General features: G+C 57.6%; 8 protein-coding genes. 4 read left to right on the forward strand and 4 right to left on the reverse strand.

The features are described from left to right. Nucleotides 1-247 precede the first annotated feature (247 nt). A complete protein-coding gene (locus tag ABVN21_RS08165) occupies nucleotides 248-2995 on the forward strand; it encodes an RHS repeat-associated core domain-containing protein (protein ID WP_339555796.1) in 2748 nt (915 codons plus the stop codon). A gap of 66 nt (nucleotides 2996-3061) precedes the next feature. Here ABVN21_RS08165 and mapR read toward each other — a convergent pair whose 3' ends face one another. The 3 genes from mapR to ABVN21_RS08180 form a co-directional block, all read right to left on the reverse strand. Beyond that, the gene (mapR, locus tag ABVN21_RS08170) at nucleotides 3062-4471 is read right to left on the reverse strand and encodes a GntR family transcriptional regulator MpaR (protein ID WP_339555795.1); all 1410 of its coding nucleotides are present in this window, start codon (nucleotides 4469-4471) and stop codon (nucleotides 3062-3064) included. 83 nt (nucleotides 4472-4554) lie between these two features. Beyond that, nucleotides 4555-5967, reverse strand: a complete 1413-nt coding sequence (gene ccoG / locus ABVN21_RS08175) for a cytochrome c oxidase accessory protein CcoG (RefSeq protein WP_339555794.1) — start codon at nucleotides 5965-5967, stop codon at nucleotides 4555-4557. 195 nt (nucleotides 5968-6162) lie between these two features. Then, nucleotides 6163-6396, reverse strand: a complete 234-nt coding sequence (locus tag ABVN21_RS08180; RefSeq protein ID WP_339555793.1) for a DUF3203 family protein — start codon at nucleotides 6394-6396, stop codon at nucleotides 6163-6165. A 120-nt stretch (nucleotides 6397-6516) separates the two neighbouring features. On the opposite strand from ABVN21_RS08180, the gene ABVN21_RS08185 reads away from it, so the two are divergent. Next, nucleotides 6517-7020 (forward strand): MgtC/SapB family protein, encoded by a 504-nt coding sequence (locus tag ABVN21_RS08185; protein WP_339555792.1) that lies wholly within the window; start codon nucleotides 6517-6519, stop codon nucleotides 7018-7020. 540 nt (nucleotides 7021-7560) lie between these two features. On the opposite strand, the gene ABVN21_RS08190 is transcribed toward ABVN21_RS08185, so the two are convergent. Next, entirely contained in the window at nucleotides 7561-7728 is a 168-nt protein-coding gene (locus ABVN21_RS08190) for a hypothetical protein (protein WP_223505681.1), read from the reverse strand. Between the two features lie 205 nt (nucleotides 7729-7933). Between ABVN21_RS08190 and ABVN21_RS08195 the strand changes: the two genes are divergently transcribed. After that, complete coding sequence (locus ABVN21_RS08195) at nucleotides 7934-9931, forward strand: alpha-1,4-glucan--maltose-1-phosphate maltosyltransferase (protein WP_339555791.1); 1998 nt, start codon at nucleotides 7934-7936, stop codon at nucleotides 9929-9931. Between the two features lie 135 nt (nucleotides 9932-10066). After that, complete coding sequence (gene treS, locus ABVN21_RS08200; RefSeq protein ID WP_339555790.1) at nucleotides 10067-13408, forward strand: maltose alpha-D-glucosyltransferase; 3342 nt, start codon at nucleotides 10067-10069, stop codon at nucleotides 13406-13408. Nucleotides 13409-13410: the final 2 nt, after the last annotated feature.

A 13410-nucleotide genomic window follows, 5' to 3' on the forward strand; every position in this document is an offset into this window, starting at 1 on the left:
ACGGGCTTCATCGCGAGCAGGCGCGCTCCCATATTTGGCGATTGTGAACCGAACCCCTGTGGGAACGAGCCTGCTCGCGATAGCGCTAGCCCGGACACTACCAATGCTCAGACTTTGACCCACCCGGCGGTCTTCCTGTTATTTGTGACAGTAGACGCTGCTATCGGGGGCGCCTAGATTGGCGACAGGCCGCGCAATGTGAACACTGCGCGGGCACAGGCCCCTCAAAGGATGGTGCGCCCCGAACATGCATACTCATACGCCATCGATCAGCGTCGTTGATCCACGAGCATTACTCGTTCGCTCCGTGGCTTACCATCGTCGTGCGGTCGAGAATCGCGGTGATGCACTAGTGACTCAGCAACGCTATGACGCTGCCGGGCGACTCACTCGACAGCGCGATCCTCGGTTGTTTGCGCTGTCGCCATCCGATCCCACGGGACTGGCCAATCTCACTCATATTCTCAGCCTCACTGGCGAGGCATTGTGCAGCGACAGTGTCGACGCCGGTTGGCAGCTCGGTTTGCCGGGTGCAGCGGGACAGGCGCTGGAGGCGTGGGACCAGCGTGGCTGGCACCGTCGTACCGAGCACGATTCGTTGCTGCGACCAGTGGCTGTGTTTGAGCAGGACGTCGGGGAAGACGAGCGTTGTGTCGAGCGGATCACGTGGGGTACAGGCTCCGAAGAAGACGTGCAGCACAATCGCTGCGGCCAGCCGATCCGCCAGGACGATCCGGCAGGTAGTCGACTGCTGCCTGATTACGGGATATCCGGATCGGTGCTGGTTGAAGTCCGGCATTTTCTGAACGACTTGGAAAACCCTGACTGGCCCGTATCCGAAGCTGCGCGTAACCGCTTGCTGGAACCCGGCGAGGGTGCAAAATCGATCTCGCGTTACGCTCCGTCGGCTGAAATGGTGCACCAGACTGATGCCAAAGGGCACACCCGGCATTTCGCTCATGACTGCGCCGGCCAACTGCGTTTAGTGGCGCTGAAGCACGCCGGGCAAGCCAGCGCCGTAACGTTGGTCAGCGCCATCGAGTACACCGCTTCCGGACAAATTGAATATGAGTTGGCCGGCAACGGCATGTGTACCCGCAGCGCCTTTGATCTGGCCAACGGGCGGATGATCGCTCTTTCCACCCAAGGCCCCGATAACGTCTATTTGCAGAGGCTGAGTTATGCCTATGACCCGGCAGGCAACATCACCGAAATCGCCGACGCCGCGTTGCCCATCCAGCATTTTGCCAACCAGCGCATTGAACCCGTCCGACGCTTCGCCTATGACACCCTTTATCAATTAATCAGCGCCACTGGCTGGGAAACTGCCAAGCCCTCGTTGGGGCCGGCGCTGCCTGAGTGGCAAGCGTTTGGACCGCCTGACGCCAGTCGCTGGTGCAATTACGTAGAAACCTATGATTACGATGAAGCGGGCAATTTGCTGCAACGCCTTCATCATGGAGCGGTAGACGACACCTTGAACATGCGCGTGGCATCGCACAGCAATCGCAGTGTCAAAGCGCGATCCGGCCTGCCCGGGATAGGCGAGTTGTTCGACGCTCGCGGCAATCTGCTGGAGCTGCAGCCCGGCAACGCGTTGCACTGGAATGGGCGTAATCAGTTGGCGCGCGTCACTCAAGTGGCTCGCCCAGATGTTGCGGACGATGACGAGCGATATGTCTACGACGGCGAAGGGGCACGGTTGCGCAAATGCCGGACGACTGTTGCGAAGACCATGATCCACACGGCTGAGGTACGTTATTTACCGGGCATTGAATTGCACGCCAATAGCGCCACGGGCGAACTGCTGCAAATCGTCAGTATTCAGGCCGGGCGCTGTACCGTGCGCCTGCTGCACTGGGACAGTCCACCGCCAGCGGAACAGGAAAACGATCAGCTGCGTTACTGCATCAATGATCAACTGGGGTCAAGTGCCTTTGAAGTCGATGCACAAGCTAAAACCATCAGCCAGGAGGTCTATTACCCCTTCGGCGGCACCGCATGGTTGGCCGGACGACATGAATTGGAAACCAGTTACAAGACCATTCGTTATTCGGGCAAAGAACGGGATGCTACGGGGCTTTATTATTATGGAGGGCGTTATTACATACCGTGGTTACAGCACTGGTTGAATCCGGATCCGGCGGGGGATGTGGATGGGTTGAATTTTTATCGGTTTGTTAATAATGCGGCCATGAACAATGTAGATAGAGCTGGATATGTTTCCATGTCGGTCGTCATGAAAGATTATTATTTTTATCGTGGAGCAGGGGTTGAAGGGCGGATTTTACATCGAGGATTGGACGAAATAACAAAGTATATGCCTGAAGCAGGTGAGGTTCTAAGGCAAGATATTCAGGCGGCGAAAACGTATTCAGAGATGACTGCTAAGGCAATGAACGATGGGACGTTAAATGAGAGCTCTCCAGTGGTCATTAAACATTTTGGAACTTTGGATTCATATCAATTTAAAGGTCTCAAAGAGCTGTACGAGCGTATTGATTCAGATATGGATCATTTACAGAAGCATCCGGAGAGAATAATTTTGTTTGCCGGAGGTGGCTTTGGACCTTGCCCAAAATCAGTGGCAACCACTGCGTTTGTGCAGTGGCGTGATTTGCGTAAAAGAATTTTCATAAATAGGCGCTTCGTTGGCAACCTACGAGAAACAGCAGGAGCGGAGGTGATTTTACATGAGCTAAGCCATTTCGAAGGCACTGAGGATTATAGGTATCTTAACCGTGGTTGGTTTGAAGGTTCATACGGCGAATTACTTAGTTATAATGCAGAGCGATTTGTGTTGGGGGACATTCGGAAGGAGGATATTGAAAATAAAGAAGCATTTACGTATTATTCCGGTACGCGAAAGCACACAATTGAAGATGCTTTAGAAATATTTAAAAAAGATGAATTGCTTCGCTCTAAATATGCACGAAACAATGCAGATTCCGTGGCCGCATTTTCTTTGGCGGTTTCCCGATTAGGGAAAAGTTGAGGTTGCTGTTTTTATCCTTTGGCTAAATGTATGTTGGTTTTTTAGTGATTTCATACTTGGTATCGTTCAAAACGACCGCACAATTCGCCCCAACGTCTCCATCGCCTTCTCCGCAGCCTCTCCCCACGGGCTGCCATAGTTCAATCGAATACAATTCCTGAACCGCTGCGCCGGCGAAAAAATCGGCCCCGGTGCAATGCTGATTCCCTGCGCCAGTGCCATCTGAAATAACTTCAACGAGTCCATCTGCGCCGGCAATTCCAGCCACAAAAAATACCCGCCTGCCGGTTGGCTGACGCGCGTCTCTGCGGGGAAATAGCGGGCGATGGCCGCCAGCATCGCGCTTTGCTGTTCCTCTAGCGCATAACGCAGTTTGCGCAGATGCCGGTCGTATCCACCGTGTTGCAGGTAGTCGGCAATGGCAGCCTGCGCCGGCATCGAGGCACAGAGCGAGGTCATGAGTTTTAGCCGTTCGATTTTCTGCGCATAGCGCCCGGCGGCGACCCAGCCGATTCGATAACCGGGCGCGAGGCTCTTGGCGAACGAGCCGCAGTGCATCACCAACCCTTCGGTATCAAACGCCTTGGCCGGTTTCGGTGCTTGTTGACCGTAATACAACTCGGCATAGACATCGTCTTCAATCAGCGGCACTTGATGGTGGCGCAGCAACTCCACCAATTCCTGTTTCTTGGTTTCGGGCATGGTCGCGCCCATGGGGTTCTGGAAACTGGTCATGCACCAGCAGGCTTTGATCGGGTGGCGCTCCAGGGTTTGCGCGAGCACGCCGAGGTCGATGCCGTCGCGGGGGTGAACGGGGATTTCCACGGCTTTCAGTTTCAGCCGTTCGAGGATTTGCAGACAGGCGTAAAACGCCGGGGCTTCGATGGCCACCAGGTCGCCGGGTTCGGTGACGGCTTGCAGGCACAGGTTCAACGCTTCGAGGGCGCCGTTGGTGATGAGCAGTTCTTCCATCGGCAGCATCAGCCCGCCGACCATGTAGCGCAGGGCGATCTGTCGTCGCAGTTGTGGATTGCCCGGCGACATGTCGGTGACCACCATTCGCGGGTCCATTTCGCGAGTGGCACTGGCCAGTGAGCGCGACAGCCGTTGCAGCGGAAACAGGGTTGGGCTGGGGAACGCCGAGCCGAAGGGTACGGTGTTCGGGTCCTTGATCGAGTCGAGCACCGAGAACACCAGTTCGCTGACGTCGACTTCGGTGGATTCGTTGACCTGGCTGCTGATCACCGGCTCGGAGAACGGGCGCGGTGCGTGCGCATTGACGAAATAGCCGGAGCGCGGGCGGGCGCGGATCAGGCCACGGCGTTCGAGCAGGTAATAAGCCTGGAATACCGTGGACGGGCTGACGCCGTAGGTCTGGCTGGCGTAACGCACCGACGGCACGCGCTGGCCGGGGCCGAGGACGCCGGAGCGGATCAGTTCAGCGATATCGTCGGCGAATTTTTCGTAGCGTTTCATCGGTATCCCGCAATGAAATCGAATCGAATAACTGTGGCGAGGGAGCAAGCTCCCTCACCACAAAATGACTGCATCTTAATGGCTCAACGATTCATCGGCGCAACAAACCGGCTCTTCGCCTCGCTATAGATGCCGGGCTCATCGCTGTCGACGATCCTGAAACTGATGCCCTGCGAACTGCTGCCCGGCCGCTCCGTGGTCATCGCCACCGAGACCGGCACATCGACAATCTCGCCGGGCGCCAGGCTCAGTTCGGTCTTGCCCTGCAACTGGAAGCCATCGCCATCGACCAAGGTCAGACGGTAGTCCTGACGCTGCTGAGTCTTGTTGATGACCTTCAGGCTGTAGATGTTTTCGATCTGCCCCTGACTGTTCTCGCGGAACAGACCACGATCCTTGCTCACGTCCAGCGACACCATCGGCCGTTCGACCAACGCCAGCACCAGGGCCGCGATCATCAACAGCAACACGGCGGTGTAGCCGATCAGTCGTGGGCGCAGCAGGTGGGTCTTGCCACCCTGTAACTGGTGTTCCGAGGTGTAGCTGATCAGCCCGGGAGCGTAGCCCATCTTGTCCATGATCGAATCGCAGGCGTCGATGCACGCGGCGCAACCGATGCATTCCATCTGCAAGCCGTCGCGGATGTCGATGCCGGTCGGGCAGACTTGTACGCAGAGCTGGCAGTCGATGCAGTCACCCAGGCCGACTTGTGCGGGTTTCACTTCACGTTTGCGCGGGCCACGGTTCTCGCCGCGAGCGGCGTCGTAGGAAATGGTCAGGGTGTCTTTGTCGAACATCACGCTCTGGAAGCGTGCATACGGGCACATGTGCATGCACACCGCTTCACGCAGCCAGCCGGCGTTGATGTAAGTGGCTCCAGTGAAAAACAGCACCCAGAACAGGCTGATGCCGCTCATTTGCAACGTCAGCAGTTCTTCGGCCAATGGGCGGATAGGGGTGAAGTAACCGACAAAAGTCAGGCCGGTCAGCAGGCTGATGGCCAGCCATAGTGTGTGCTTGGCCGAGCGACGCATCAGTTTGTTCAAGCCCCAGGGCGCGGCGTGCAGTTTGATCCGTTGATTACGTTCGCCTTCAGTGATTTTCTCGCACCACATGAAGATCCAGGTCCAGGAGCTCTGTGGGCAGGTGTACCCGCACCAGACCCGCCCGGCGAACACCGTTATCGCAAACAGGCCGAACGCGGCGATGATCAGCAGCGCCGAGAGCAGGATGAAGTCCTGTGGCCAGAAGGTCGCGCCGAAGATATGGAATTTGCTTTCGGAAAGATCCCAGAGCACGGCCTGGCGGCCGCCCCAGTTCAACCACACCGTGCCGAAGAACAGCAAAAACAAAACGCCCGCGCCGCTGATGCGCAGGGTGCGGAACAGGCCGGTGAAACTGCGGGTGTGGATCAGGTTGTCGCTGGTCTTGACCTTCATCTTCGGGCGTGAAGGTTCGAATGTTTCTACGGTTCGGACGGGGATTCTTTCGCTCATGGTCTTTCGCTCATCAGCCTCCATCAGGCATGAGCACTATGAGCGGCGATCTGTTTGCATAACAGACTCAGGTATTGCAATAAAAACCGGATCAGATGGGGCGCGGGCCCCGGTCTGCGACAAGTTGAAGCACCTTTCGCAGTGGGACGCAGACGGCTATTTCAGACGCCTGCGGGTGCTATTGATGTCGATCAGTCAAATCACCGAATCACTGTCGGTGGCTTTCAAATGTCTGCGACCGTCAACCGCGCCTGCTACGGTTAATGCGTCGGCTTCTGCTTCGGTGATGTAGATGCGCTGGCCGTTGAGATCCACCGCCGACATGGCCTTGGCCGAATCAGTGACGATGGTGACATCGGGACACAGGCGAATTTCCTCGCCGTTTTCGGTGGTGAAAAAGCAGGTTTCGTTTTCGATGCGCACGGTCATGGCGAGGTCCTTATTTCATCGGGTACTGAAGCGTTAGGTCGCCGGCAATCGCCTTCGTTCTGTGCAACCGATTAATGGTCGCTGCGGTCCATCCTCCATGGCACTTCTCAAGGACAAATCATGAACGCCTGGTGGCATGAAGTCTGGGTAACCCTGCAAGCGGAATTCGCCGATATCGGCGACGCAGCACAATTGACCCGCATCACCGTACGCCTCCTGATGGCCGCCATACTGGGCGGGATTCTCGGCTTCGAGCGCGAGCACAAGGGCAAGGCGGCGGGTGTGCGTACCCACATGCTGGTGGCCCTCGGCGCGGCATTGTTTGTGCTGGTGCCACAGATGTCCGGCTCCCAGGCCGACGCCATGAGCCGGGTAGTTCAGGGCGTGATCGCCGGTATCGGCTTCCTCGGCGCCGGCACCATCCTGAAAAACCAGGAAGGCGATGAAGGCCACGTCAAAGGCCTGACCACCGCTGCTGGTTTGTGGATGACCGCTGCCATCGGCGTCTCGGCCGGGTTGGGTAGGGAGGCGACGGCAGTGGTCAGCACACTGTTGGCGCTGGCGATCCTTGGCGTGATGCCAAGAATCGTAAAACTCATCGATAAAGACAAAGATCCTGTGTAGGAGCTGCCGAAGGCAGCTCCATGGTTGGGTGCAGGGTTATGGATTGACGATCACCGGTGGATCCTGCTCAGGCACCATTTTCGAATCGCGTTGTTTGCTCGCGTTTTTTAAAAGCTCGTTATGGCTAAAGTCGGAATTCTGGTGAAGTAGACAATTTTCCAGTTCTTCAATGATCGATGATCTCGAGGTTGTTTCAGCAACACATTGTTCTGTCTGGAAAAACAGTAATACGTAGTTCGATATTTTCAAAGTGAGGCCAGCCGTCGGTCAGTCGTCCATGGTTGAGCGCTTTTCTCTGGGCGCTCGCACTGTTTGGGAAGCTATCGACGTTGAAAAATTGAGTTTTCATGGCTGGTCACACTCACGGCTTAGGGGAGATCGTTATCTGAAAACAGAGTGGGAGTCTCAGTAAAGCGTCGATCCAATAGAAACGCTACATCAGGACCGGGACTACACGCTTTTAGGAGGGGTCTTTCATCTTTTGAATGGATCGTTTCCGCGGGGAGTGCGGAAACGATCATCAACAGCCGTCTATTGTCATCACTCGGGATTCACAATCACCGGCGGCATCGTCGTCGGCGGTTCTTCCCTCGGTGGCGGGTTGGTGCCTGGTGGCTCCTCTTCTGGCACCGGTTGCGGATCGGTGGGTGGGATCACCGGGTCGTCGATGTTCGGGTCGGGTGTTGCGGCCGGGAATGGGTTGGTCATTGTTCAAGCCTCCAGTGGCACATGGCGTGAGTCGTGCTTAAGTAGGTTGACCACTGCGTGAAGGTTTTGATTCCAGCCAATTTCCTATGAACTTTTGCCAGTGGCAGCCGCTCGGAACCTAAGTGAGTTCATTCGGTACGGGACGTCCGTTGCCGACGACAACCAGACACAAGAGCGTCCATGGGGCGTAAAGGAGTGATGCTCGATGACTGCTGAAAAACCGACTGAGTTGAGCTACAACCCGCACATGCCGCTGTCTCAGGCGCTTCTTCTGCCAAGAATCGTGATTGAAAACACCATGCCGACCCTCGAAGGCGGGCAGTTCGCTGTCAAAGCGGTGGTGGGGCAGGACGTGGCGGTGACCAGCAAGGTGTTTGCCGACGGTCACGACAAACTCGCTGTTCGCATCCGTTGGCGCAACGAGGGCAATGAGGTCTGGCACAGTGAAGTCATGGCCGACCTGGGCAATAACGGCTGGCAGGGCCAGTTCCGTGTTGAGGAGCAGGGCCGCCATGTCTTCTGTATCGAAGCCTGGATCGATCAGTTCGCCAGTTTCCGCTACGAACTGGAGAAAAAACACACTGCCGGTGTACCTGTCAGCCTTGAGTTGCAAGAAGGTCGCTTGCACGTCCAGCAAGCCGCCGAACGTGCCGAAGGGCAACTGAGCGAGCAACTGGCTGCATTGCACCACGAATTGTCCGGCCTGCTCGAAACCGAGCAGGTCGCGCTGTTTTTGCACCAGCGTAGCGCCGAACTCATGGCTCAGGCGGATCACCGCGCTTACCTGAGCCTTAGCCCCGAATATCCGGTGGATGTCGAGCGCGAACTGGCTCAGTTCGCCAGCTGGTATGAATTGTTTCCGCGCTCGATCACCGACGATCCTGCCCGCCACGGTACTTTCAATGACGTGCACGCGCGGCTGCCGATGATTCAGGACATGGGCTTCGACGTCCTGTACTTCCCGCCGATTCACCCGATCGGCCGCAGCTACCGCAAAGGCCCGAACAATTCGTTGACGGCCGGGCCGGATGATCCCGGCAGCCCCTATGCCATTGGCAGCGAAGAGGGTGGCCACGAGGCGATTCATTCCGAACTGGGTACCCGCGAAGACTTTCGCCGACTGGTGGCGGCGGCAGCCGATTACGGTTTGGAAATCGCCCTCGATTTCGCCATCCAGTGTTCCCAGGACCATCCGTGGCTGCAGCAGCATCCCGGCTGGTTCAACTGGCGCCCGGACGGCACGATCAAGTACGCCGAGAACCCGCCGAAAAAATACCAGGACATCGTCAACGTCGATTTCTACGCGGCCGAGGCGATACCCAGTCTCTGGGTTGAATTGCGGGACATTGTGGTCGGCTGGGTCGAAGAGGGCGTGAAGATCTTTCGCGTCGATAACCCGCACACCAAACCGCTGCCGTTTTGGCAATGGCTGATTGCCGACGTGCGGGCGCTATACCCCGAGGTGATCTTCCTCGCTGAAGCCTTCACCACACCGGCGATGATGGCGCGATTGGGCAAGGTCGGTTATTCCCAGAGTTACACCTACTTCACCTGGCGCAACACCAAGCAGGAGTTGGCGGCCTATTTCACCGAACTCAACGAATCGCCGTGGCGCGAATGCTATCGGCCGAACTTCTTCGTCAACACGCCGGATATCAACCCGGCATTCCTGCATGAGTCCGGACGGGCCGGTTTTCTCATCCGCGCGGCGCTGGCGACCATGGGCTCCGGCCTGTGGGGCATGTATTCCGGTTTTGAACTGTGTGAATCGGCGCCGGTGCCGGGCAAGGAGGAGTACCTCAATTCCGAGAAATACGAGATCCGCCCCCGGGACTTCACCGCGCCCGGCAATATCATTGCCGAGATCGCCCAGCTCAATCGCATCCGCCGACAGAACCCGGCGCTGCATACGCATTTGGGACTGAAGGTCTACAACGCCTGGAATGACAACATCCTGTATTTCGGCAAGCGCAGTGCTGATGGCAGCAATTTCATTCTGGTGGCGGTGAGTCTTGATCCGCATAACGCGCAAGAGGCGAATTTCGAGTTGCCGCTGTGGGAAATGGGCCTGCCCGATGACGCCAGCACCCAGGGCGAAGACTTGATGAACGGTCATCGCTGGACGTGGCACGGCAAATACCAATTCATGCGGATCGACCCGGAGCAGCAGCCGTTCGGGATTTGGCGGATTACCACTTCTTAGTTACACCACAGACCTGTAGGCGCCGGCTTGCTGGCGATAGCGGTGTGTCAGGTTCCATTCGTATCGATTGATGCGCCGCAATCGCCAGCAAGCCGGCTCCTACAGTGGTTAATGTGAATTCATCAGGAGTTTCAAATGGCGAAGAAACCCAAGGCAGCCACTTTTATCAAGGATCCGCTCTGGTACAAGGATGCGGTGATCTATCAGGTTCACGTCAAATCGTATTTCGACTCCAACAACGACGGGATCGGCGACTTTCCCGGCCTGATCGCCAAACTCGATTACATCGCCGACCTCGGCGTCAACACCATCTGGCTCTTGCCGTTCTACCCCTCGCCACGTCGCGACGATGGTTATGACATCGCCGAATACCGTGGCGTGCACAGCGACTACGGCACAATGGCCGACGCCAAGCGTTTCATTGCCGAGGCGCACAAGCGTGGCTTGCGGGTGATCACCGAGCTGGTCATCAACCACACTTCCGACCAGCACGCCTGGTTCCAGCGCGCTCGTAAGGCCAAGAAAGGTTCGGCAGCGCGGGATTTCTACGTGTGGTCCGATGACGATCAAAAGTACGACGGCACCCGCATCATTTTTCTCGACACCGAAAAGTCTAACTGGACCTGGGACCCGGTGGCCGGCCAGTATTTCTGGCACCGTTTCTATTCCCACCAGCCAGACCTGAATTTCGATAACCCGCAGGTGATGAAAGCCGTGCTGTCGGTGATGCGTTACTGGCTGGACATGGGCATCGACGGCCTGCGCCTCGATGCGATCCCCTACCTGATCGAGCGCGACGGTACCAACAACGAAAACCTGCCTGAGACCCACGACGTACTCAAACAGATCCGCGCTGAAATCGATGCCAATTACCCGGATCGCATGCTGCTGGCCGAGGCCAACCAATGGCCGGAAGACACCCAGCTGTATTTCGGCGACACCGACAAAAAAGGCCTGAACGGCGACGAGTGCCACATGGCGTTCCACTTCCCGCTGATGCCGCGCATGTACATGGCGCTGGCCCAGGAAGACCGCTTTCCGATCACCGATATCCTGCGCCAGACCCCGGAAATCCCGGCCAACTGCCAATGGGCGATTTTTCTGCGCAACCATGATGAACTGACCCTTGAGATGGTCACCGACAAGGAGCGCGATTACCTCTGGAATTACTACGCGGCCGACCGTCGCGCGCGGATCAACCTTGGGATTCGCCGGCGTCTGGCGCCGTTGATGGAGCGGGACCGTCGCCGCGTGGAGTTGCTCAACAGTCTGTTGCTATCGATGCCCGGCACGCCGACCTTGTACTACGGCGATGAAATCGGCATGGGCGACAACATCTACCTCGGGGACCGCGATGGCGTGCGTACGCCGATGCAATGGTCGATCGACCGTAACGGCGGCTTCTCCCGCGCCGACCCGGCCAGCCTGGTGCTGCCGCCGATCATGGACCCGCAATACGGCTACTTGTCGGTCAACGTCGAAACCCAGGCCGGCGACCCGCATTCGCTGCTGAACTGGACCCGACGCATGCTCGCCGTGCGCAAGCAATCCAAGGCGTTCGGGCGAGGCACGCTGAAAATGCTGTCGCCGACCAACCGCAGAATTCTGGCCTACACCCGGGAATTCACCGGGGCGGATGGCAAGCATGAAATCATCCTCTGCGTGGCCAACGTGTCCCGTAGTGCGCAAGCGGCGGAGCTGGACTTGTCGGCCTACGTCGGCATGGTGCCGGTGGAGATGCTCGGCGGTAACGCTTTCCCGCCCATCGGCCAGCTGAATTTCCTCCTGACCCTGGCGCCTTACGGTTTCTATTGGTTCGTGCTGGCAGCGGAAAACCAGATGCCGAGCTGGCACGTGGAACCGGCGCACAGCCTGCCGGACTTCACCACGCTGGTGCTGAAGAAACGGATGGAAGAATTGCTTGATTCGCCGTCGCGCAACACGCTGGAGAAGGAGATTTTGCCGAGCTGGCTACAGAACCGTCGCTGGTTCGCCGGCAAGGACGCGGCTATCGACCAGGTCAACCTGGCTTACGGTGTGCGTTTCGGTGACGCGCTGCATCCGGTGCTGTTGAGTGAAATCGAAGTCACCAGTGGCGACCAGACCAGCCGTTATCAACTGCCGTTCGGGTTCATTGCCGAGGATCAGGTCGGCACGGCGTTGCCGCAACAATTGGCGTTGTCGCGAGTGCGTCGCGGGCCGCAGGTTGGTCTGATCACTGATGCCTTCAGTCTCGAGAACTTCATCCGCACCGTGCTGCAGGGCATGCAGGACAATCTTGTGTTGCCTTCGGACGGTGGTGAAATCCGTTTCGAACCGACCGCCGAGCTGGCGACGTTGGGCCTGACCGCTGAGTCCGAAGTGCGTTATCTGTCCGCTGAGCAATCCAACAGCTCGGTGGTCATTGGCAGCAGCCTGGTGCTGAAGCTGATCCGCAAGGTCGCTTCCGGTGTGCACCCGGAACTGGAAATGAGTGCTTATCTGACCGGCGCCGGCTTCCGCAACATCTCGCCGCTGCTGGGCTCGGTGGTTCGCCGCGATAGCAAGGGCGAAGACAACTTGCTGATGATCGCCCAAGGCTACTTGAGCAATCAGGGCGACGCCTGGGAATGGACCCAGAACAACCTGGAACGGGCATTGCGCGACGAGTTGGCGGATGCCATGTCCGAGCAGGAACAGCACTACAACGCGCTCGGCGAGTTGAAAGATTTCGCCGGCATGCTTGGCCAGCGACTGGGAGAAATGCACCAGGTGCTGGCGGCGCCGAGCGACAACCCGGACTTCACGCCGCAAGTCACTTCGCAGAAAGATGCGCTGGCCTCGGCCAAGGACGTCGCGGCGCAAATCGAGCATGCGCTGAAGCTGCTCAAGCAACATCAAAACGAACTGAACCCGGCGGACAGAACCCTGGTCAGCCGTTTACTGGACAACAAAAAAGCCATCCTCAGTTATGTGCAAACATTGGGTAAACAGACGGCTGGCGGCTTGCGCATTCGGGTCCATGGCGACTTGCACTTGGGGCAGGTGTTGGTGATCAAGGGCGATGCCTACCTGATCGACTTTGAAGGTGAACCGGCGCGACCGCTGCACGAGCGCCGTGGCAAGCACAGTCCGTATAAAGATGTGAGCGGCGTTTTGCGATCTTTCGACTACGCTGCGGCCATGGCCATTAACGTGCATAACGTTGATAACACAGCAGAAGCGCGAGCGGCTCGGCAGCGGGTTTCCGACCGCTACCTGAGCGAGGCCCGACAGGCGTTTGTCGACGCTTATCGGCTGGCGGCAGCCAGTCTTGGCCATGCATGGCAAGATCCTAAAGGCGAAGACGCCGCGCTGGCGTTGTTCGGCCTGGAGAAGGCAGCGTACGAAGTGGCCTATGAGGCAGAGAATCGCCCCACCTGGCTGTCCGTGCCCTTGCACGGTTTGTACGGGTTATTGAATGGGCTCAAACCCTTTTCCGATCTTGGTGGAGAGTAGTC

Origin of the sequence: Pseudomonas sp. MYb327, from assembly GCF_040438925.1 — a bacterium.
Taxonomy (GTDB): Bacteria; Pseudomonadota; Gammaproteobacteria; order Pseudomonadales; family Pseudomonadaceae; genus Aquipseudomonas.

Coding starts and splice junctions, on each gene's coding strand:
- ABVN21_RS08165 (WP_339555796.1), top strand. CDS start 248: ATGCATACTCATACGCCATCGATCAGCGTCGTTGATCCACGAGCATTA.
- mapR (WP_339555795.1), bottom strand. CDS start 4,471: ATGAAACGCTACGAAAAATTCGCCGACGATATCGCTGAACTGATCCGC.
- ccoG (WP_339555794.1), bottom strand. CDS start 5,967: ATGAGCGAAAGAATCCCCGTCCGAACCGTAGAAACATTCGAACCTTCA.
- ABVN21_RS08180 (WP_339555793.1), bottom strand. CDS start 6,396: ATGACCGTGCGCATCGAAAACGAAACCTGCTTTTTCACCACCGAAAAC.
- ABVN21_RS08185 (WP_339555792.1), top strand. CDS start 6,517: ATGAACGCCTGGTGGCATGAAGTCTGGGTAACCCTGCAAGCGGAATTC.
- ABVN21_RS08190 (WP_223505681.1), bottom strand. CDS start 7,728: ATGACCAACCCATTCCCGGCCGCAACACCCGACCCGAACATCGACGAC.
- ABVN21_RS08195 (WP_339555791.1), top strand. CDS start 7,934: ATGACTGCTGAAAAACCGACTGAGTTGAGCTACAACCCGCACATGCCG.
- treS (WP_339555790.1), top strand. CDS start 10,067: ATGGCGAAGAAACCCAAGGCAGCCACTTTTATCAAGGATCCGCTCTGG.